Consider the following 20,750-nt stretch of genomic DNA (forward strand, 5'->3'; position numbering starts at 1 on the left):
CTGTTTACAGGGCGACCGGCAACGGTGCTACAGCTTCGTGCGCGCCTCGGCCACGGCGTAGAGGACGACCGAGGCCGCGACACCGGCGTTGAGCGACTCCAGGACGCCCGCCATCGGGATCGACACGAGTCGGTCGCAGGTCTCGGCGACCAGGCGGTGCAGGCCGTCGCCCTCCGACCCGACGACCAGGACGAGCGGGCCACCGGCCAGGTCGGGGTCGGCGATCAGCTCGGGAAGGGTGAGGTCACCATCGGCCGCGAGGCCGACCACGAAGCAGCCCTGCTCCTGGTAGGCCTTCAGCTGCCGGGTGAGGTTGACCGTCTGAGCGACCGGGATCCGGGCAGCCGCGCCGGCCGAGGTCTTCCACGCCGACGCGGTCATCGAGGCGGCCCGCCGCTCCGGGATGACGACGCCGTGCGCACCGAACCCGGCCGCGCTCCGCACGACCGCGCCGAGGTTGCGTGGGTCGGTCACGGCGTCGAGCGCCACGATGAGCGGCTTCTCCCCCATCTCCGCGGCGGCCTCGAGGAGGTCGTCGGGGTGGGCGTACTCATAGGCCGGGATCTTCGCCGCCAGCCCCTGGTGGACCGCACCGTTGGTGAGCCGGTCGAGCTCGCCGCGGCTGACCTCGAGCAGACCGATGCCGTATTCGGCCGCCAGCTTGAACGTCTCGCGCAGCCGGCCGTCGCGCTCGGCGCCCTCGGCGACGTAGACCGAGGTGATCGGGACGCGCTCGCGCAGCGCCTCGACCACCGGGTTGCGCCCGGCGATCCACTCGGCGTCAGCGCTGCCGCGGCGACGACCGCCCCCGCGGGGCGAGGCGGCACGCTTCTCGGCCGCTTCCTTGGCCTTCTTGATCTTGTGAGCCTTGTGATAGGTCCGGTCCTCGGCCCGAGGCGTCGACTTCTTGCCCTCGAGGCCGCGGCGGACCTGACCCCCAGAACCTGCGGCCGGCTTCTTGTTGGTCTTGCGGATCGCGCCCTTGCGCGACGAGTTGCCTGCCATCAGTCGATGCTCCACTTCGGGCCGGTCGGGGTGTCTTCGACCTCGATGCCGGCTTTTTTGATCTGGTCGCGGATCGCGTCCGCGCGTGCCCAGTTCTTCGCCTCCCGAGCGGCGGTCCGCTCGTCGAGAAGGCCGACCACCAAGGCGTCGATGGCCGCTTTCAGCTTGTCGTCCGCAGCGCCCGCGCCGCTGCCCGCCCACGCGGGGTCGGCCGGGTTGAGGCCGAGCACGTCGAGCATCGCCAACACCTGTCCGGCGTGGACCGTCGGGTCGTCGGCGCGGTTGCCCTCGCGCACCATGTCGAAGAGGACCGCGACCGCGGCAGGCGTGCCGAGGTCGTCGTCCATCGCGTCGACGAAGGCCTGCGGCAGGTCGCCGGGCTCGACGACGCCCGCGCGCTCGAGGAAGTTCTCGATGCGGCGGAAAGCGACCGCCGCCTCGTCGAGGGCCTCGAACGAGAACTCCACGTGGCTGCGGTAGTGCGCAGCCACCAGGTAGTAGCGAAGCTCGATGCCGCGATAGCGCTCGAGCACGTTGGGGATCGTCAGCGAGTTGCCGAGCGACTTGCTCATCTTCTCGCCGGCGGTGGTGATCCAGGCGTTGTGCATCCAGTACGTCGCGAACGGCCGCCCGGCCGCGCGGGACTGGGCCTGCTCGTTCTCGTGGTGGGGGAAGCGCAGGTCGACGCCGCCGCCGTGGATGTCGAAGGCCGGACCGAGGTATTTGCCGGCCATGGCCGAGCACTCGATGTGCCAGCCCGGGCGGCCAGGTCCCCAGGGCGAGGGCCAGGCGGCGGTCTCCGGCTCGGTCGCCTTCTTCCAGCCCTTCCACAGCGCGAAGTCGCGCGGGTCGCGCTTGCCCCGGGGATCGGCGTCCTCCGCAGGCTCCATGTCGTCGACGCCCTGGTGGGTCAGCTCGCCGTACGACGGCCAGGACTTCACGTCGAAGTAGACATCCCCACTGCCGTCCTCTGCCGGGTAGGCGTGGCCGCGTCCGATGAGCTCGGTGATGAGCTCGACCATCTCCGGCACGTGGCCGGTGGCTCCGGGCTCGTAGGTCGGCGGCGCGACGTTGAGCGCGTCGTAGGCCCGGCCGAGCTCGCGGTGCATCGCGTAGGCGAGGTTGAACCAGGGGCGTCCCTGCTCGGCCGACTTGGCGAGGATCTTGTCGTCGATGTCGGTCACGTTGCGGATGAAGGTGACCTCGTAGCCCCGGTGGCGCAGCCATCGCTGGAGCACGTCGAAGTTGACGCCCGAGCGCACGTGACCCACGTGGGGCTCGCTCTGGACCGTCAGTCCGCACACGTAGAGACCCGCTTTGCCCTCCACAAGGGGCACGAAGTCACGCACTTCGCGGGTCGCGGTGTCGTAGAGCCTGAAGGTCACCGGCTCAGTCTAGGGATCGGCGACGTGTCGGCCCGAATCCAGCGTGTGACAGAAGTGACGCATGTGACTTACCGTGGAACGCATGCGTCTTCTCGCGGTCGGACTGGCCGCCGCCCTCGGCCTCGGGAGCCTGAGCGCGTGCAGCGGCACCGACCACCCGGACGGCTCGGTCGTCGCGGTCGCGGCGGCGAGCGAGGACCGCTCGATCACCCTCACCCGGTGGGACAGCGCGCGGCAGTGGCGGACCGGCACGGCCGAAGGATCGGTCGTCACTGACGGCCGGCTGACGTTCGCCTCCGGCGTCTCGACGACCACGGCCGACGGCCACACCTACGACGTCGCCCGCTGGACCTCGCCGTGGGTAGCACCGGGCTTCGACTTCACCGAGCTGATCACGTCCTGGTCGGCGCTCACGCCGAAGGACAGCTGGGTCCAGATCCAGGTCCGCGGCCGTGACGGCACCGACCGGACCACGTGGGACACCATCGGACGCTGGACCTCGGGCGACCAGCACCTGCAGCGCTCCACCGACTCCGGCCAGTCCGATGACGGCACCAGCGTCGCAGTCGACACGTGGCGGACCGCCGGCCTCCCGGCCTTCCAACTGCGGCTCTCCCTCGCCCGCAGGACCGGCACGACGGCCACGCCGAGCCTCGATCTCGCCACCGTCATGACCTCCCGGGTGCCCTCGAGCGCAGGCGAGACCTCGGCGGCAGGCCCGGCGAAGGGCGTCGTGCTGCCCGTCCCGCGCTTCTCCCAGATGGCGCACCGCGGCCACTACCCGCAATGGGGTGGGGGCGGCGAGGCGTGGTGCTCACCGACCTCGACGTCGATGGTGCTCGCCTACTACGACGCCCTGCCCGACCCGCGGGCCTACGACTGGGTGCCCGCCGACCACGTCGATCCGTGGGTCGACCACGCCGCCCGGATGACCTACGACCACGCCTACGACGGCACCGGCAACTGGCCCTTCAACACCGCCTATGCCGCCCCACTGGCCGGCAAGGCCTTCGTCACCCGGCTCCGGTCGGTGCGCGAGGCCGAGCAGTTCCTCGCCGTCGGCATCCCGCTCGTCGTCTCGATCGCCTTCGGGACCGGCGAGCTCGACGGCGCCCCGATCGGCTCGTCCGACGGTCACCTGCTGGTGATCGTCGGCGTGCGCGACAACGGCAACGTCGTCGTCAACGACCCGGCCTCCGACAGCCGGCGCCACGTCCGCCGTACCTATGACCGCGCGCAGTTCGAGCGCCTCTGGCTCGAGGCCTCCGGGGGCCTGGCCTACGTCATCACCGACGCGGGCCACCCGCTCCCCGCGCGGGGCGCGGCGACCAACTGGTAGCCGTCAGACGCCGTAGCCGCCGTCGACGTCGAGCTTCTGGCCGGAGATGAAGCCGGCGCGGGGCGAGGCGAGGAAGCAGACCGCCTCGGCGATGTCGGCGGCGTTGCCGAAGCGGCGCAGCGGGATGTTGTTGCGCGTGATCTCCAGCGCCGCGTCGTCGAGCTCGCCGGTCGAGATCAGCCGTTCGGCCATGCCGTCGGTGAGCATGCCGGGACCGACCGCATTGACGCGTACGCCGAAGCGCCCCTCCTCCGCAGCCAGGCCCCGGACCATCGCCTCGACGGCGGCCTTGGGCGCTGAGGAGAGGCCGTCGCGGATGGGGAACCGCGAGGTGGCTGCGGTCGTCACCGCGACCAGGGACCCGGCGGTGGCGCGCAGCGCGGGCAGGGCCGCGTGGGCGACCGCGAAGAAGCCGGCGGCGTCGGCCGTCAGCTGGTCGGCCATGGCGTCGGGGTCGACCCGCGACAGGTGGACCATCGGCACGTGGGGGCCGGCTGCGTAGACGACGGTGTGCAGCCCGCGCAGGTCGGCGACGGCCTGGTCGACGACGCGGCCGACCTCGCGGCGGTCGGCGAGGTCGACGCCATAGGACGCCTCACCCACCTGCGACGGCCGGGTCCGATGCGTGACGGCCACCCGCGAGCCGCGCGCGATCAGCATCTCCGCGATCGCCTGGCCCAGTCCGCCCGAGCCACCGACGACCAGCGCACCACCGCCCAGCCCGGCGAAGTCAGCCGGGCCGCCTGCCGGCCTGCTGCTCGAGGGCGTCATGACTTCGCCGAGAAGTCGACCGAGTGCCACCCGGTGGAACCATCGGGCAGGACGTCGCTCTCCACACCTGTCTGCACGTCGCCATCCTTGCCGATGGCCCGGACGCGCAGCTCGTGGTCCCCCTCGTCGACCTCGATCTCCGCGCGCCACTGGACCCAGGTGTCGTTGCTCGGGACTCGCGCCAGCTCGGCAGCGGTCCACGCGCCGCCGTCGAGGGACACCTCGACGCCCTCGATGCCGGTGTGCTGCTTCCAGGCCGTGCCGGCACACACGAACGTGCCCGCGTCGACCTCCTCGCCGCCGTCGGGGACGTCGATCCGCGAAGCGATCTTGACCGGCCCCTGCTCCGACCAGCCGCGCGTGGTCCAGTAGGCGTCGATGCGGTCGAAGGTCGTGACCTCCATGTCGACGACCCACTTGCAGGCCGACACGTAGCCGTAGAGGCCCGGCACGATCGTGCGCACCGGGAAGCCGTGCTCGATGGTGAGCGGCTCGCCGTTCATGTAGACGGCGAGCATCGCGTTGCGGTCGTCGGTCAGCTCCCGCAACGGGGTGCCGCAGGTCCAGCCGTCATCCGAGGTCTGCAGTACGGCGTCCGCCCCGTCCTGGATGCCCAGCTCGGCCAGGAGTCCGGCCAACCGGACTCCGCTCCACCACGCGTTGCCGATCAGGCTGCCGCCGACCTCGTTGGAGACGCAGTTGAGGGTGATCCAGTCCTCGGTGATCTCGCGCGCGACGAGGTCGTCGTAGGACAAGGTGACCTCGCGGTCGACCATGCCGTGGATGCGCAGCTGCCAGTCCTTGAGCCGGATGCTCGGCTTCAGGATGGCGGTGTCGATCAGGTAGAAGTCCGCGGCCGAGGTCTGCCACGGGTGCACGCCCGACACCTCGACCTTCACCCCGCGCGGCTGGATCGGCTTGGTCACCTGGTCGACGCGCAGCAGGCGCCGGTCCTTCTCGACCGCCGCGCGCTGGTTGCCCGCGACCTTGCCGAGGATCGCCGAGAGCACGGCGATACCACCCACCGCGCCGGTCGCGATGAAGAAGCCGCGCCGGCTGTGGGTCGGGTCGGTCGCCTCGTCGTCGGACGCCTCCACCAGCTCCCAGCGGCGCAGCCAACCAGCCAGCACCGCCAGCCCGATCAGCCAGGTCACGTAGCCGGCGATCACCGGGACGATCATGGTGCCGGCCGGCCCGGGCTTGACCGTGACGGCGGCGAAGCCGGCGACCCCCAGCGCGGTGAACCCGGCGACCGTGATCCACCACCGGGTCCGGGCCACCCGGCCGAGGAGGGCGAAGACGATCGTCATGATGACGAACATCCCGATGAGCAGGACCATCTTGTCGTGGGTCTTGAACGTGTCGATCGCCCAGTGGACGACCCCGTCGGGGGTGATGTCGCGGACGCCCTCGGCGACGGCGACCACCGGCGAGGCCCGCACGCGCATGATGCCGGCGACCAAATAGCTGACGCCCAGTCCGAGTGCCCCGACGACGACACCGGACAGCCACCACCAGGTTCGGGACGTCCTCACGCGTTGATTGTTACTCAGGCATGATCGGCGCGTGAACCAACCGCCCTTTCCGGGCTCGATCCGGACCGGTATCGGCACCGACGTCCATCGACTGGTGCCGCGCGCGGAGGACGACCCGCCGATGCAGGTCGCGGGCCTGGCGTGGCCTGAGGAGGCCCAGACCCTCGAGGGGCACTCCGATGCTGACGTCGCCGCCCACGCGGCCTGCGACGCCCTGCTCTCCGCCGCTGGCATCGGCGACCTGGGCAGCAACTTCGGCACCTCGGACCCGGCCTGGGCCGGCGCTGCCGGGGTCGCGCTGCTCGAGGAGACGGTCCGACGCGTCCGCGCTGCCGGTTACGAGATCGGCAACGTCTCGGTGCAGGTCATCGGCAACCGCCCGCGACTGGGCCCGCGCCGGGCCGAGGCCGAGGCTGCGCTCTCGGCGGCCGCGGGCGCACCGGTGTCGGTCTCCGCGACGACCACCGACGGCCTGGGACTCACGGGCAGGGGCGAGGGCGTCGCCGCGATCGCGACGGCACTCGTGCACGCCGTACTCACTGACGGGAAGGGACACCTGTGACCACCGCTTCGCTCACGACGTACGACGGCCTCGACCTCCACGTGACCGTCCATGGCCCCGATGACGCCCCGGTGAGCGTGCTGCTCGCGCACTGCTGGACGGCCGACGAGTCCGACTGGCACTACCAGGTCGAGGACCTGCTCTCCCGCTTCGGCCACCAGGTCCGCGTCATCACGTGGGACCACCGAGGACACGGCCGGAGCAGCCGCACCCCTGAGAAGGACTGCACGATCCCCAACCTGGCGCGCGACCTCGGGGCGGTGGCCGACACCTTCGCGCCGGACGGGCTCCTCGTCATCGCCGGCCACTCCATCGGCGGCATGACGATCACCGAGATCCCCGACGAGTGCCCCCACCTGCTCCCCCGGATCGCCGGGCTGGCCCTGATCTCGACCTCCGGCGGTGACCTGCACACGGTGACGCTGGGCCTGCCCGAGGTCGGCCCGATGCTGCGCGACCGGCTGCCGTTCTTGCTCGCCACCCGTGCCCGGATGCTCAGCCTCTCCCGCCGGCAGCGGTTCCCGATGATCGAACGCACGCTCACCCGGAAGTTCCTCTTCGGCCAACCGCAGAAGCCCCGCGACATCGGCCACGTGGTCGACCAGCTGATCCACTGCCCACCGGAGACCTGGTCGGGCTTCTTCCGCGACATGATGGCCCACGACCGGATCGGCAGCCTGACGCGGTTCGACGGCATCCCGACGATCGTCCTCGTCGGCTCCCACGACGTGGTCACACCGCCCAACCACGCGCGCGTCCTGTCAGCCGGCATCCGCGGTGCGCGGCTGGTCGTGGCGCCCGAGGCCGGTCACTACCTTCCGTTCGAGCGACGCGAGCTCGTCAGTGACGAGCTCGGCACCCTGACCGAAGGAGCGCTGGCGCGCGCGGCCGGCTCGCGACGCGCGGCGGGGTAACGAGCCAGGTTCAGGCCGCGTTGACCCGGCGGTGGCCGATCATCACGACGCCCTCGACGACCTTGACCTCGTAGACGGGCACGGCCACGTGGGTGTCGTCCAGGCACCGCCCGGTGCGCAGGTCGAAGCCGTGCTTGTGGGCGGGTGAGGCGACGAACGGCACCTCGCCCCGACGTCCGACGATGCCCTTGGCGATGCCACCGGCCGCCGCCCGACCGAAGGGGTCGTGGTTGCCGAGCGCGTAGACGGAATCGTCCGGGGTCCGGAAGATCGCGATCGCCTGTCCGTGGACGAGCGCGGTCACGCCGCGGTCGACCTCGAGCTCGACCAGCCGGCAGACCGGCTGCCACTCCTCGTCAAGCGCGGACCCGGACACCATGACCGCGACCGTAGGGTCGCGCTGTTCACGCCAGCGTTTCGGCGTGTAACAGCCGTGAAAACCATTCCTCACCCGAGGAGCACTCGATCGCGTGGCTACGCTGCGCCCATGTCTGCCGCCGTCGTCATCCTCGGAGCCGGCAGCGGCTCGCGGGTCGGAGCCGAGATCAACAAGGTCCTGCTCGACCTCGACGGCATGCCGGTGCTGACGCACTCCGTGCTCACGGCGCTGTCGCTGCCGGACGTCGAGCCTGTCGTGGTCGTGTGCCGGCCCGGCGAGGAGGAGCAGGTCGCCCGCGCGGTCGGACCCCACCTGGGCGACCGCGACGTGCTCCTGGTGGCCGGGGGCGCGACACGCCACGGCTCCGAGCAGGCCGCCCTCGCGCTGCTCGCCGACCGGATCGAGGCGGGCGAGATCGACGTGGTCGTCATCCACGACGGCGCCCGGGCCCTGGCCCCGGCCGGGCTCTTCACGCAGACGATCGCGACCGCGCGTGACTACGGCGGCGCCGTACCGACCGTCCAGTTGGCGGGCCTGTTGCCCCGCGATCCTCGCGACGCACTGCCCGCCGGCAGGCTGGCCGGCGTACAGACGCCCCAGGCCTTCCGGGCTGCGCCCCTGCTGGCCGCCTACCGCGCCGCGGCGACCGACGACTTCGACGGCACCGACACGGCCGCGTGCCTGGAGCGCTACCAGCCCGACCTCGTGATCGAGGCGGTGCCGGCGAGCCCGGCGAACCTCAAGATCACCTACGCCGAAGATCTCGTCACGGCCTCGCGCCTTCGCTGAGGCCGTTCCCTCAGGTCAGCGCGGTTCGGTGAGCGCCTCGAGCACCCGCAGATCCTCGTCGGTCTCGGCTCGGCGAGCCGACGGCGGCGCTTCCACGAGCGCAACTCCGGCCGACGACCGCAGCTGATCGACCAGCGCGACGAAGTCGGTCACCGGGCGACCGTCGAGGGCAGCGACGACGCGCGCCGGCAGCACCACGGGGGAGCAGATCGCTGCCAGGCCGTCGCGGTCGATGGTCGCGCCGAGCCGGCCGTCCACGACCTGCTTGACCGTGTCGGTGACCGGTCGCACCCCGACGACCACCACATCGCGGGCCGCGGCCGTCCGGACGCACGAGGCGATGAAGTCGGGCGGCGTCATCGGGCAGAGCGGGTCGTGGAGCACGAGCGCCCGGCCGCTGTCGGCGACCACGTGCCACGGGACGGTCACGTCGACCAGGTCGACACCCGCCTCCCCCATGGCCCACGCCGCGGCCGCAACCAGAGCCTCGCCGTGGACCAGGCGATAGGGCAACGAGCCTCGGTCCTCGTCGACCACGAAGCCGACCGCCCGCTCGGGCTCGGCGTAGACGTCGTCGTACGGCTCCGGGATCACCGTTCAGAAACTAGTGCAGGCGCAAATGCAACGGTGCCCCTACCCGGAGGGCAGGGGCACCGTGTGGCTGTGAATCAGCTGGCGAGGACCTCGTCGAGGATGGTCTCAGCCTTGTCCTCGTTGGTGTGCTCGGCCAGTGCCAGCTCGGAGACGAGGATCTGCCGGGCCTTGGCCAGCATCCGCTTCTCGCCCGCAGAGAGGCCACGGTCACGCTCGCGGCGCCACAGGTCGCGGACGACCTCGGCGACCTTCATGACGTCGCCGCTGTGCAGCTTCTCCAGGTTGGCCTTGTAGCGGCGCGACCAGTTGGTCGGCTCCTCGACGTGCTCGGCACGGAGGACGCCGAAGACCTTCTCGAGGCCTTCCTTGTCGACGACGTCACGAACCCCGACCAGATCGAGGTTGCACGCCGGCACCCGGACGACCAGGTCCTGCTGGGCGACGATCCGAAGTACGAGGTACTGCCGCTCCTCCCCTTTGATTGTCCGCATCTCGATGTCCTCGATAACAGCGGCCCCGTGATTGGGATAGACGACCGTTTCGCCGACGGTAAAAGTCATAGGTGATGAACCCCTTCCTAGGCCTCCATCTTAGCACGCCTCAGGCTCTCCTCAGAATGCGTTTGCGCAGGTCAGGACGGCAATCGCGGGCTTGACATCGCGCCGGACGTGTGGTGGGCAAGGTCACACAGATCGGTCAGATGACCGCAGTGGCGCGGGTTCCGGCGACGACACTCTCCGGGCGCGGCTGCACCGCGCGGGCAGGTGGTCAATACTGCTCGCCATGGGAGAGCAGAGCGACGAGCAGGTTCCGGGAGACCTGGTGGACGCCGACATCGACGAGCTCGAGGACGACATCGACGACGACCTGACGGACGACGTCACGGACATCGATGACCTCGACGAAGCCGACGAGGACGAGGAGGCCGACGAAGCCGACGAGGACGAGGAGCCGGCTGCGGCACCCGTTCGTCCCCGCTTGCTCGACCGGGTCCGCTGGACGCCCGTGCTCTTCCTCCAGGCCGCCCACGCCAAGCAGGCGATCGTCACCGCGCTCGCCATGGGCGGCGTCGCCGCAGTCGCGGGACGGCCCGCACGCGAGGCGGGCGTCGTGCTCCTGACCGTGCTCGTCGGCCAGGCCATCCTCGGCTGGCACAACGACATCGTCGACCGCGAGCGCGACGCTGCGCACCACACCCGGGGCAAGCCGATCGGCGACGGCCGTCTCGACCCGGGCTCGGCCTGGTACGCCATCGTCGTCGCCGGCCTGATCCTGGTGCCGCTCTCGATCACGACCGGCATCACCGCCGGCGGCATCTACCTCGTCTCGGTCTGCGTCGGCATGCTCGGCAACGTGGTCCTGCGCACCGGCCTCTTCTCGTGGGTCACGTGGGCGATCTCGTTCGCGATGCTGCCGGCTTACCTCTCCTACGGCGGCTGGGGCGGTCAGGCCGTCGGCGACCCGCCCCAGACCTCCATGACCGTCCTCGCCGCGCTGCTCGGCATCGGCGTGCACTTCATGCGGGCCGTGTGGGGCCTGGTCGCCGACCACGAGGACGGCTGGACCTACCTCCCACTCAAGCTGGGCCTCAAGCTCGGCGCGACCCGGCTACTCGCGCTCGCGACCCTCTACACGATCGTGATCGCGGTACTCCTCGCCGTCTTCGGCGCCCGCGACGGGCTGTCCCAGTGACGGTCCCAATGACGGGCCCAGTGACCGCGATCGGACCGCTGCGCAGGCATCGGGCCGCGAGGCACTAGAGTTCGACCCGCTCCTCGTGAGCACCCGACCGACCAGTAGATGATTGTGCGGAGGCCCGCCAAATGCACCACCGACGCTCGACCGCGACCGCTCTCGCCGCGGTGCTGCTCCCCCTGGCTGCCACGCTGACGTCCTGCGGCTTCGACGCACCGACCGACCGCGTCAACACCATCGCCGCCGGCGTCAACAACCGCGAGGGGTCCGTCGACGTGCTCGGCGCCCGCGTGGTCGCGTGGGCCGACGGCCAGGGCCGCCTCATCGGCGCGCTGGCCTACAACGACAACGACGCCACCAAGCCCGCGACGCTGACCGGCGTCACCGGCGAAGGCATCACGGCCGTGGTCCCGCAGGGCATCGAGGTCGACCCCGGCAAGGGCCTCAACCTCGCCAGCGACGACGTCGCTCCGATCGCGGTCGAGGGCGACTTCGCCGCGGGCGAGGTCATCACGGTGACGCTGGCCTTCAGCACCGACGAGACGGCCTCGGTCGACACGCCGGTCGTGAAGCCCTGCCGTCAATACTCCGACATCCTCGCCCCCGACTTCGCTGCCGAGGCCGGCGAGGAGTCCGAGGCCCCCGAGGCCGAGGAGTCCGAGGCGCCGGCGGAAGAGTCGGAGACCGACGACACCTACCTCTGCGACCACCCGACCGTTGCCGTGGAGGGCCACGAGTGACCTCGACGCTGGTCCTGCTCCGCCACGGCGAGAGCGAGTGGAACGCGAAGAACCTCTTCACCGGCTGGGTTGACGTCCAGCTCACCGACAAGGGCCGCGGCGAAGCGGTCCGCGGCGGCGAGCAGCTGGTCGAGGCCGGCATCCTGCCGACGGTCGTCCACACCAGCCTCCAGCGCCGCGCGATCAACACCGCCGCCCTCGCGCTCGACGCCGCCGATCGCCACTGGATCCCGGTGCGCCGCTCGTGGCGGCTCAACGAGCGCCACTACGGCGCGCTCCAGGGCAAGGACAAGAAGCAGACGCTCGACCAGTACGGCGAGGAGCAGTTCATGCTCTGGCGCCGCTCGTTCGACGTCCCCCCGCCGGCGCTCGCCGACGACGACCAGTACTCCCAGGTGGGCGACCCGCGCTACGCCGATCTCGGCGACGAGATGCCCCGCACCGAGTGCCTCAAGGACGTCATCGCCCGCCTCGTCCCCTACTGGGAGAGCGGCATCGTCCCCGACCTGCGCGCCGGCCACACGGTGCTCGTCGCCGCGCACGGCAACAGCCTGCGCGCGATCGTGAAGCACCTCGACGGCATCAGCGACGAGGACATCGCCGGGCTCAACATCCCGACCGGCATGCCGCTCGTCTACGAGCTCGACGACGAGACCCTGCAGCCGGTCACCAAGGGTGGCCGCTACCTCGACCCCGAGGCCGCCGCAGCGGCGGCCGCAGCGGTCGCCAACCAGGGCCGCTGACCGCGGGCCCCTGACCGGGGCCTAGCTCGCGAGCACGCCGTCGGCGACGACGGCAAGCATCGAGCGCGCCGCCTCGGCGTCCAGCTCACTGTTGTCGACCACCGCGGCCACCCCGCCCACCAGGCGGCACAGCTGCATCGCGTCGACGTCGGCGCGCATGGCGCCCTCGCTCGCCAGGGTGTCGATGATCCGCTGGTTGGCATTGAGGTAGGTGCGGCACTTCGCCGCGAAGGGCGAGCCCTCGTCGCCGAGCGCGCTCGTGATGCGCCAGGCCGCGCCCTTGTGGCGGGTGAGGAACTCGACGTAGGTGTCGAACCACGACAGCAGGCGGTCGCGCGCGCTGCCCTCGGCAGCCAGCGCCTTCTCAACGGCCTCCGTGACCGTTTCGACCCACGCTTGGAGCGCGGCGTCGTAGAGCGCTTCCTTGGTCGGGAAGTGGCGATAGAGGGTGCCGACGCCAACCTCAGCGGCCTTGGCGACCTCGTCCATCGAGACGGCGTCGTAGCCCTTCTCACGGAAGAGGGCGCGCGCGAGCTCGACGATCCGCTCGCGGTTGCGCACGGCGTCTGCTCGCACCGAATTCCACCTCTCCCTTGCTAAACGGAGACACCCTCCGTATCGTTGAGGACTAACCGGAGTCATCCTCCGCATAAAGAGTACCTCGGCCCACCCGGCCAGAACAGGACACCACCACCTTGTCTTCCATCACGCTCCCCCGTGCTGAGGCCCGGACCGCCCGACCGGCGGTCAGGACCTCGGCGACGGGCATCTACATCGTTCTGCTCGCCCAGCTCATGCTGGTGCTCGACTCCGCCGTGATGAACGTCGGACTCCCCCACATCGCGACCGACCTGAGCTTCGGCCCGGCATCGCTCTCGTGGGTCCTCAACGGCTACGCGCTGACCTTCGGCGGCCTGCTCCTCCTCGGCGGCCGGCTCGGCGACGTCCTCGGTCGCCTGACCGTCTTCTGGATCGGGCTCGCGATCTTCACCGTCTTCTCGCTCCTCGGCGGCCTCGCCACGGAGCCGTGGATGCTGATCACCGCCCGCGCCCTCCAGGGCGTCGGAGCGGCGATCGCTGCCCCCTCGGTCCTGGCCCTCATCACCACCAGTGCCCCCGACGAGGCGGCACGCAACCGGGCACTCGCCCTCTTCACCGCGGTCTCCTCCGGAGGCGCCGCGCTCGGCATGCTGCTGGGCGGTGTGCTCACCGACCTGCTGTCGTGGCGCTGGACCCTCTTCATCAACGTCCCCATCGGCCTCGCCGTCCTGCTGACGGTCCGGCAGTACGTCGCCGACACCCCGCGCCGCCCCGGCCGGTTCGACTTCGTCGGCGCCGCGAGTGCGACCGGTGCAGCGGTGGCGCTCGTGTGGACGCTCATCAAGGCACCCGAGCACGGTTGGGCCTCTGCGCCGACGATCGTCGGGTTCGCCCTGGCCGCCGTCCTGCTCGTCACGCTGTTCATCGCCGAAGCCCGCCACAGCCACCCGTTGCTCCGGCTCGGCCTGCTCCGCAGCCGCACCAGGATCGCGACGCTCGTCACGATGGCCGGCCTCTACGGCGGCATGCTGGCCACGTTCTTCTTGATGGTGCAGTACTTCGAGGACTACCTCGGCTACGGCCCGCTGCAGACCGGCTTCGCCTTCCTTCCCATCCCGCTGAGCGTCTTCACGATGTCGCGGATCACCCCGCGGCTCGTCGCGCGCTTCCAGCAGGCGCCGATCATCCTCGTCGGCAGCGCAGGCGTCCTCGCCAGCTTCTTGTGGCTCACCCGGATCGACGCGGACACCACCTACTGGCCGGGTGTGTTCCCCGCGCTCCTGGTGATGGGCCTGAGCATGGGCGGCAGCTTCATGCCGATCACGTCGCTCGCGCTCAAGGGCGTCGAACCCGAGCACGCCGGCGCCGCCTCAGGGCTCCTGCAGACCATGCAGCAGCTGGGCGGGGCGGTCGGGCTCGCCGTGATCGCGTCGGTCTACGCGTCGCACGCTGAGCCCGGCGACTTCCTCGCCGGCGCACACGCAGGACTCACCGCAGCGGTCGTCATCGCGACGATCGCTCTGGCGAGCAGCCTGTCGCTGATCGTGCGCAGGAAGGACTACTCGCCGACCGCTCTCGGCTTGTGACCGGTGACGACGAAGACGATCCGGTTGGCGATCGACACCGCGTGGTCGGCGATCCGCTCGTAGTAACGGCCGAGGAGGGCCACGTCGACGGCGGCCTCGACCCCGTGGGTCCAGTCGTCGGAGAGGAGCTCGGCGAAGCTCTGGCGGCGCAGGCCGTCCATCTCCTCGTCGTCCTTGCCGAGCGCGATCGCGGCCTCGACGTCGCGACCGACGATCACCGACGAGACCCGGCTGACCATGTCCTCGGCCACCGCGGCCATCTGGGCGATGGTCGGGCGGATCTCGTCGGGCACCGCGACGTCGGGCACCCGCAGTCGGGCGACCTTCGCGACGTGGACCGACAGGTCGCCCATCCGCTCGAGCTCGCTCACCATCCGGAGGGCGGCCACGACGGTCCGCAGGTCGCCGGCGACCGGCTGCTGGAGCAGCAGCAGGTTGAAGGCGGTCTCCTCGACCCGCTCGCGCGCATTGTCGATCTCGATGTCCTCGCTGATCACCCGCTCCGCGATCGCCGCGTTACCGGTCATGAGGGCCTCGGTGGCCAGGGAAACAGAGATCTCGACCCGGCGGCAGATGCCGGCGAGGTCGTCGAAGATGGAGTCGAGCTCTTCGATGTAGGCATCGCGCATGAGCCCAAACTAGGACGGCGAGTTGTCCAACTGGTGGGTCCCGGTGAACGAGGGATGAACACTCAGAAGCCCGGCCTCGGCGATTCGCGAGGCGGACGCGCCGTCGCCGTACCATCGTTGACGTGGACCCGACGACGCAGGCGCTCCTCGCCGGACTGCTCGGCTCGCTCGTGGCCGGCGGCGCCGTCCTCGCGTGGCACCTCTCCGACCGGCAGCAGCACGGGCTCCCACCCGCTGAGGAGCCACTCGTGCCTCCGGGTGTGGCCACGGTGCTCTCGGTCCTGCGCAGCAGTGCGGTCGTCGTCGACGACCGCGACGTCGTAGTGAAAGCCTCCGCACCCGCGTTCGCGATGGGCTTCGTCCGCGGCACCAGCCTGGTCTCCGAGGAGCTCAGCAACCTGGTCAGCGAGGTACGCCGCGACGGTCAGATCCGCGAGGCGGAGCTGATCGTGGCTCGCACCAGCGGCCCGCCGCGCAACGTCAGCGCCCGCGTGGCCCCGCTCGGCTCGCGCCTGGTCCTCGCCCTGGTGGAGGACCGCACGCGCGAGCGCCGGATCGAGGCCGTGCGCCGCGACTTCGTGGCCAACGTGAGCCACGAACTGAAGACCCCGGTGGGAGCCATCAAGCTCCTGGCAGAGGCGGTCCAGGACGCGGCCGACGACCCCGAGGCCGTGCACCGCTTCTCCAACCGGATGCTCACCGAGAGCGACCGCCTGACCCACCTCGTCCAGCAGGTCATCGAGCTGTCCCGCCTGCAGGGCGACGAACCCCTCGAGTCGCCGGAGCGGGTGCGCCTCGACGCGGTGATGGCCGTGGCCGTCGACACGAGCGCGATGGACGCCGGCGCCAAGGACATCCGGGTGGTCGTGGAGGGCCAACCGGGCATCACCGTCCTCGGCAACGAGGAACAGGTCACCGCCGCGGTCGCCAACCTGGTCGCCAACGCCGTTCACTACTCCGACCCCGGTTCGAAGGTCCTGGTCTCGGCCAAGGTCATCGAGGGGTTCGTCGAGATCTCGGTGGTCGACCAGGGCATCGGCATCCCCAAGCACGAGATCGACCGGATCTTCGAGCGGTTCTACCGCGTCGACCCGGCCCGGCACCGCTCCACCGGCGGCACCGGCCTCGGGCTGTCGATCGTGAAGCACGTCGCTGCCACCCATGGTGGCGACGTCCGCGTGTGGTCGGAGGAGGGCCAGGGGTCGACGTTCACCCTCACTCTCCCCCACCATGCGACTGACGACGAGGAGCCACCCGCGCTCCCGCTCACAGGAGAAGAAGAACTAGTGGAGACTCAATCGTGACCCGTGTGCTCGTCGTCGAGGACGAGGAGAGCTACAGCGACGCCCTTGCCTACATGCTCCGCAAAGAGGGCTTCGAGGTGGCGATCGCTGCCGACGGCAACGCCGCGCTCACCGAGTTCGACCGCAACGGCGCCGACATCGTGCTGCTCGACCTCATGCTGCCCGGCATCCCCGGCACCGAGGTCTGCCGCACCATCCGCCAGACGTCCAACGTGCCCGTGATCATGGTCAGCGCCAAGGACGACGAGGTCGACAAGGTCGTCGGCCTCGAGCTCGGCGCCGACGACTACGTCACCAAGCCCTACTCGCCGCGCGAGCTCGTCGCCCGGATCCGCGCCGTGCTGCGTCGCGGCCTCGAGACCGACCTGCTGCCCGACACCCTCGAGGCCGGTCCGGTCCGGATGGACGTCGAGCGCCACGTCGTGACCGTCGACGGCACCGAGCAGCGGCTGCCGCTCAAGGAGTTCGAGCTCCTCGAGATGTTCCTGCGCAATCCTGGCCGGGTGCTCACGCGCGGCCAGCTGATCGACCGCGTCTGGGGCTCCGACTACGTCGGCGACACTAAGACCCTCGACGTCCACGTGAAGCGGCTGCGCGCCAAGCTCGAGCCCGAGCCGAGCGAGCCCAAGTACCTCGTGACTGTTCGCGGCCTGGGCTACAAGCTCGACATCTGACTTCATCTCGCGCTGACCTGTCCGAAAACCGCGCGACGCGTGTCGGTGGCGACCCGTAGCGTCGTCACGTGACGAACCGCCCCGGCCTGCCCCTGCTCGCGGTCGCGACCACGCTGGTTCTCTGGGCGTCGGCGTTCGTCGCGATCCGGCACCTCGGACACGACTTCTCCGCGGGGCCGCTGACGCTCGCGCGCCAGGGCACGGGAGCCGTGGCCCTGGGCTTCTTCGCCTTGCGCTCGGGGCTGCCGCGGCCGACGGGGCGTCAGTGGATCTCGCTGATCGTGATCGGCGTGCTGTGGTTCTCGATCTACCACCTCGCGCTCAACCAAGGTGAGCTCTGGGTCGACGCCGGCACCGCCGCGATGCTGCTCCAGGTGTCACCGGTCCTGGTCGCCGGACTCGCGGCGATGTTCCTCGGCGAGCGGTTCACCGCACCGCTGGTCGTCGGCCTGCTGGTGGCGTTCGCCGGCGTTGCCCTCATCGGCCTGTCGGGCTCCGGGGACTCCGGGGACTCCGGAGTCGACCCCGACAAGGTGCTGCTCGGCGCGCTGCTCTGCCTGGTCTCGGCCATCACCTACTCGGTGAGCCTGATCCTGCAGAAGCCACTCGTCGCCGAGCTCTCCGCCGTCCACGTGACCTGGCTCGCGTGCGTCATCGGTGCGGCCACCTGCCTGCCGTTCGCGCCGGCGCTCGTGTCCGAGGCGACCGACGCTCCCACGTCCTCGCTGGCCTGGGTGGTCTACCTCGGCGTGTTCCCCACGGCGATCGCCTTCACGACCTATGCCTACGCCCTGCGGCACATGACTGCCTCCTCGCTCGGCGTCACGACCTACCTGGTGCCGCCGCTCACAATCGTGATGGCACTGGTCTTCCTCGGAGAGGCGCCACCCCCGATCGCCTACGTCGGTGGGGTGCTGGCGCTGGTCGGAGTCGCCATCACGCGGCGCAGCAAGGCGGCAGCCGCGATACCCGCCGAAGAGGGTTCCGAGGACGATCTGGCGCCCCCTGCTGCCGTCGGTCCCGGCACCCCTCCTTGATTCATCCTCCTGGCTGATTTCTTTCATCCCGGTGGCGAATGTGCCGCCGTCGTCGAGGGCCGAACCTTGTAGTCGGGGTTCCCACCCCGAACAACACCTCGGCAGCGATCGCCCCCCAGCCGATCGCCTCTCACGACCCTGAAGGGGGTTTACCGATGCATGCCCAGAAGTCCCACACCTTCCGTCGGCGGCTGATCCCGCTGGCTACCGTCGCCCTGACGCTCGGCGCGATGGTCGGCGGCGCCCAGCTCGCCACCAACAACGGCGCCTCGGCCAAGCCGACCGCGTCCTCGGCCGCGCTCCCGGCAGCCGCCGCTCCAACCGGTAGCACCGTCGCCGTCAACAAGAACGCCGATGCGACCACCGCCTACTGGACCAAGGCGAAGACGAAGGCGGCCGAGGAACTGATCCCGACCCGTACCGACGCTCAGGGTTCCTCCTACGGGACGGCGGCGCTCGACTTCACCCGGTCGCGCATCACCCCGCAGAGCGCCAACATCAGCGCGCCCTACCGGACCACCGGCAAGATCTTCTTCACCCAGCCGGGCGTCGGCGACTTCCAGTGCTCCGGCGCCGTGGTCGGCGCTCGCGTCGTCATCACCGCAGCCCACTGCATCAACAGCGGCCACGGCTTCTACACCAACTGGGTCTTCATCCCGGCCTACGACGGCTCCAAGCCCACCCTCGCCACCCAGCGCCCGCTGGGCACCTGGACCTGGGCCAGCGCCGAGATCCCGACCAACTGGCTGACCACCAACGGCTCGCTGCCCAACGCCACGGACTTCGGTGCGATCGTGTTCGGCGACCAGTCCTTCAGCGGCGGCCCGCTGCTGAAGCTCTACCAGAAGGCCGGCAAGTACCCCGTCGCCACGGGTCACCTCTTCGACACCCACGTGACGATGCTCGGCTACCCCTGCAACTTCGACTCCTGCAACATCATGCAGCGCGTCGACTCCAGCGACCACCGGGTCCCGCCGGGCTACACGGGCGGCAACGCCTACGAGTACGGCTCGGACATGACCGGCGGCTCGTCGGGCGGCCCCTGGCTGGAGAACTTCGGCACCGGCGCCGCTCCCCAGGGCAGCTGGACCACCCGCAACGCGGTGGTCGGCGTGACGTCCTACATCTACACCGACGGTGGCGCTTCCCTCATCGAGGGCGCGTCCCAGCTCGACTCGCGCTGGACGACCGTCTACAACAACCGGTGCGCGGCGGCGGCAGGCAACTGCTGACCTGAGCGCAACCATTCGGCGGGGTCGTGGCCACCTGGCCACGGCCCCGTCGCGCGTGATTCCCGCGATTTCATCCCAATGACGGATGGCCCGCAGGCCCCGCCGGAGAGACGATCGAAAAGACCGGGCACCCTCCCAGCCACGCACTCGCTTCAGGTGCGTCCATCCAGCCGGCGATCCCGCCGGGATCCAGGGGGACAACAGCATGTCTGACCAGCAACCGAGCAGTCTCCGCCAGAAGCTCCTACCTCTCGCAGCCGCCGTGCTCACGCTCGGCGCGATCGTCGGCTTCTCCCAGCTCAGCGCCAACGTGACCAGTGGCGCCGGGGCGAAACCGACCCACCGGCAATCCGTCCCGCTCGCTGGCCCGACGGGCCCCACGGTCGTCACCAACAGCAACCCCGACGCAACCAAGGCCTACTGGACCACGGCGAAGTTGCAGCGCGCCAAGGAGATCTCGTTGGTTCGCACCGACGCGGTCGACATGTCGTACGGCGCCGCCAACCTCGACTTCACCCGGTCCCGGATCACGCCCCAGACCGCCAACGTCGCCGCCCCGTACCGCTCGGTCGGCAAGATCTTCTTCACCCAGCCCGGCGTCGGTGACTTCCAGTGCTCCGGCAGCATCATCGCCAAGCGGATCGTGATCACCGCGGCCCACTGCGTCAACAGCGGCCACGGCTTCTTCACCAACTGGGTCTTCATCCCCGGCTACGACGGCTCCAAGCCGACGTTGGCCACGCAGCGGCCGTTGGGCACGTGGGCCTGGTCGAGCGCCCAGGTCCCGTCCAACTGGCTCACCACCGACGGCGCCCTGCCCAACGACACGGACTTCGCGGCGATGGTCTTCGCCGATCAGGACTTCGGCAGCGGGCCGCTCCAGCTCTTCAAGAAGGCCGGCAAGTTCGTGGCCGTCACCAACCACCTGGCCGACACCGCTGTGACGATGCTCGGCTACCCGTGCAACTTCGACTCCTGCAACATCATGCAGCGCGTCGACACGAGCGACCACCGGATCCCCCCGGGCAGCTCCGGGTCCAACGCCTACGAGTACGGCTCGGACATGACCGGCGGATCGAGCGGCGGCCCCTGGGTGGAGAACTTCGGCAATCCCCTCAGCGCAGCCCCGAGCGGCGGCTACGCCACCCGGAACGCGGTCGTGGCCGTGACGTCCTACGGCTACCTCGATGGCGGTTCGGCACTGGTCCTCGGCGCCTCGAACCTCGACTCGAGGTGGCAGGACATCTTCAGCGCCCGGTGCGCGGTGGCCGTCGGCAACTGCTGAACGAGCGCGCTG

At 70.4% G+C, this 20,750-nt stretch carries 22 protein-coding genes; 13 read left to right on the forward strand and 9 right to left on the reverse strand.

The window, feature by feature from the left end; all coding sequences use genetic code 11:
- Positions 1-27: 27 nt before the first annotated feature.
- Together rlmB and cysS are read right to left on the reverse strand one after the other, a co-directional pair.
- On the reverse strand, positions 28-1,005 hold the full coding sequence (rlmB, locus tag F0U44_RS03670) for a 23S rRNA (guanosine(2251)-2'-O)-methyltransferase RlmB (protein ID WP_149726868.1): 978 nt from the start codon (positions 1,003-1,005) through the stop codon (positions 28-30).
- On the reverse strand, positions 1,005-2,390 hold the full coding sequence (gene cysS, locus F0U44_RS03675) for a cysteine--tRNA ligase (RefSeq protein WP_149726869.1): 1,386 nt from the start codon (positions 2,388-2,390) through the stop codon (positions 1,005-1,007). Before cysS ends, rlmB begins: the two co-directional genes overlap by 1 nt.
- 82 nt (positions 2,391-2,472) lie before the next feature.
- Here cysS and F0U44_RS03680 point away from each other — a divergent pair, with 82 nt between their 5' ends.
- Entirely contained in the window at positions 2,473-3,729 is a 1,257-nt protein-coding gene (locus F0U44_RS03680) for a C39 family peptidase (protein ID WP_149726870.1), read from the forward strand.
- 3 nt (positions 3,730-3,732) lie between these two features.
- Here F0U44_RS03680 and F0U44_RS03685 read toward each other — a convergent pair whose 3' ends face one another.
- A complete protein-coding gene (locus tag F0U44_RS03685; protein WP_149726871.1) occupies positions 3,733-4,500 on the reverse strand; it encodes an SDR family NAD(P)-dependent oxidoreductase in 768 nt (255 codons plus the stop codon).
- Positions 4,497-6,035 (reverse strand): molybdopterin-dependent oxidoreductase, encoded by a 1,539-nt coding sequence (locus F0U44_RS03690; RefSeq protein WP_149726872.1) that lies wholly within the window; start codon positions 6,033-6,035, stop codon positions 4,497-4,499. Before F0U44_RS03690 ends, F0U44_RS03685 begins: the two co-directional genes overlap by 4 nt.
- Before the next feature lie 31 nt (positions 6,036-6,066).
- Here F0U44_RS03690 and ispF point away from each other — a divergent pair, with 31 nt between their 5' ends.
- Positions 6,067-6,597: a 2-C-methyl-D-erythritol 2,4-cyclodiphosphate synthase gene (ispF, locus tag F0U44_RS03695; RefSeq protein ID WP_246160278.1), complete on the forward strand. Its 531-nt coding sequence runs from the start codon at positions 6,067-6,069 to the stop codon at positions 6,595-6,597.
- Positions 6,594-7,511 (forward strand): alpha/beta fold hydrolase, encoded by a 918-nt coding sequence (locus F0U44_RS03700; RefSeq protein WP_149726873.1) that lies wholly within the window; start codon positions 6,594-6,596, stop codon positions 7,509-7,511. Before ispF ends, F0U44_RS03700 begins: the two co-directional genes overlap by 4 nt.
- 10 nt (positions 7,512-7,521) lie before the next feature.
- On the opposite strand, the gene nirD is transcribed toward F0U44_RS03700, so the two are convergent.
- A complete protein-coding gene (nirD, locus tag F0U44_RS03705; protein WP_149726874.1) occupies positions 7,522-7,890 on the reverse strand; it encodes a nitrite reductase small subunit NirD in 369 nt (122 codons plus the stop codon).
- Between the two features lie 108 nt (positions 7,891-7,998).
- Here nirD and F0U44_RS03710 point away from each other — a divergent pair, with 108 nt between their 5' ends.
- Positions 7,999-8,679: an IspD/TarI family cytidylyltransferase gene (locus F0U44_RS03710; RefSeq protein ID WP_149726875.1), complete on the forward strand. Its 681-nt coding sequence runs from the start codon at positions 7,999-8,001 to the stop codon at positions 8,677-8,679.
- A 15-nt stretch (positions 8,680-8,694) separates the two neighbouring features.
- On the opposite strand, the gene F0U44_RS03715 is transcribed toward F0U44_RS03710, so the two are convergent.
- Both F0U44_RS03715 and F0U44_RS03720 read right to left on the reverse strand, forming a co-directional pair.
- A complete protein-coding gene (locus F0U44_RS03715; protein WP_246160279.1) occupies positions 8,695-9,273 on the reverse strand; it encodes a 2-C-methyl-D-erythritol 4-phosphate cytidylyltransferase in 579 nt (192 codons plus the stop codon).
- 74 nt (positions 9,274-9,347) lie between these two features.
- Positions 9,348-9,833: a CarD family transcriptional regulator gene (locus F0U44_RS03720; RefSeq protein WP_149726876.1), complete on the reverse strand. Its 486-nt coding sequence runs from the start codon at positions 9,831-9,833 to the stop codon at positions 9,348-9,350.
- Positions 9,834-10,056: 223 nt separating this feature from the next.
- Here F0U44_RS03720 and F0U44_RS03725 point away from each other — a divergent pair, with 223 nt between their 5' ends.
- The 3 genes from F0U44_RS03725 to F0U44_RS03735 all read left to right on the forward strand — a co-directional run bounded on the left by F0U44_RS03725 (position 10,057) and on the right by F0U44_RS03735 (position 12,451).
- On the forward strand, positions 10,057-10,965 hold the full coding sequence (locus tag F0U44_RS03725) for a UbiA family prenyltransferase (RefSeq protein ID WP_223163565.1): 909 nt from the start codon (positions 10,057-10,059) through the stop codon (positions 10,963-10,965).
- Positions 10,966-11,096: 131 nt separating this feature from the next.
- Positions 11,097-11,708: a hypothetical protein gene (locus F0U44_RS03730; RefSeq protein ID WP_149726877.1), complete on the forward strand. Its 612-nt coding sequence runs from the start codon at positions 11,097-11,099 to the stop codon at positions 11,706-11,708.
- Positions 11,705-12,451, forward strand: coding sequence for a phosphoglyceromutase (locus F0U44_RS03735; protein ID WP_149726878.1), 747 nt, complete (start codon positions 11,705-11,707; stop codon positions 12,449-12,451). The genes F0U44_RS03730 and F0U44_RS03735 overlap by 4 nt, the downstream gene beginning before the upstream one ends.
- 21 nt (positions 12,452-12,472) lie before the next feature.
- On the opposite strand, the gene F0U44_RS03740 is transcribed toward F0U44_RS03735, so the two are convergent.
- The gene (locus F0U44_RS03740; protein ID WP_149726879.1) at positions 12,473-13,027 is read right to left on the reverse strand and encodes a TetR/AcrR family transcriptional regulator; all 555 of its coding nucleotides are present in this window, start codon (positions 13,025-13,027) and stop codon (positions 12,473-12,475) included.
- 119 nt (positions 13,028-13,146) lie between these two features.
- Here F0U44_RS03740 and F0U44_RS03745 point away from each other — a divergent pair, with 119 nt between their 5' ends.
- A complete protein-coding gene (locus F0U44_RS03745) occupies positions 13,147-14,577 on the forward strand; it encodes an MFS transporter (RefSeq protein ID WP_246160281.1) in 1,431 nt (476 codons plus the stop codon).
- Here F0U44_RS03745 and phoU read toward each other — a convergent pair.
- Positions 14,550-15,206 (reverse strand): phosphate signaling complex protein PhoU, encoded by a 657-nt coding sequence (gene phoU / locus F0U44_RS03750; protein ID WP_149726880.1) that lies wholly within the window; start codon positions 15,204-15,206, stop codon positions 14,550-14,552. The genes F0U44_RS03745 and phoU overlap by 28 nt on opposite strands.
- A gap of 122 nt (positions 15,207-15,328) precedes the next feature.
- Between phoU and F0U44_RS03755 the strand changes: the two genes are divergently transcribed.
- The 5 genes from F0U44_RS03755 (at position 15,329) to F0U44_RS03775 (ending at position 20,738) form a co-directional block, all read left to right on the forward strand.
- Complete coding sequence (locus F0U44_RS03755; protein ID WP_149726881.1) at positions 15,329-16,510, forward strand: sensor histidine kinase; 1,182 nt, start codon at positions 15,329-15,331, stop codon at positions 16,508-16,510.
- Positions 16,507-17,184, forward strand: coding sequence for a response regulator (locus tag F0U44_RS03760; RefSeq protein ID WP_149726882.1), 678 nt, complete (start codon positions 16,507-16,509; stop codon positions 17,182-17,184). Before F0U44_RS03755 ends, F0U44_RS03760 begins: the two co-directional genes overlap by 4 nt.
- Positions 17,185-17,252: 68 nt before the next feature.
- Positions 17,253-18,221, forward strand: a complete 969-nt coding sequence (locus F0U44_RS03765) for a DMT family transporter (protein ID WP_246160283.1) — start codon at positions 17,253-17,255, stop codon at positions 18,219-18,221.
- 155 nt (positions 18,222-18,376) lie between these two features.
- Positions 18,377-19,453, forward strand: coding sequence for a trypsin-like serine peptidase (locus F0U44_RS03770; RefSeq protein ID WP_149726883.1), 1,077 nt, complete (start codon positions 18,377-18,379; stop codon positions 19,451-19,453).
- 205 nt (positions 19,454-19,658) lie between these two features.
- Complete coding sequence (locus tag F0U44_RS03775; protein WP_188113305.1) at positions 19,659-20,738, forward strand: trypsin-like serine peptidase; 1,080 nt, start codon at positions 19,659-19,661, stop codon at positions 20,736-20,738.
- Positions 20,739-20,750 lie beyond the last annotated feature (12 nt).

Source organism: Nocardioides humilatus, assembly GCF_008373755.1.
Lineage (GTDB): Bacteria > Actinomycetota > Actinomycetes > Propionibacteriales > Nocardioidaceae > Nocardioides > Nocardioides humilatus.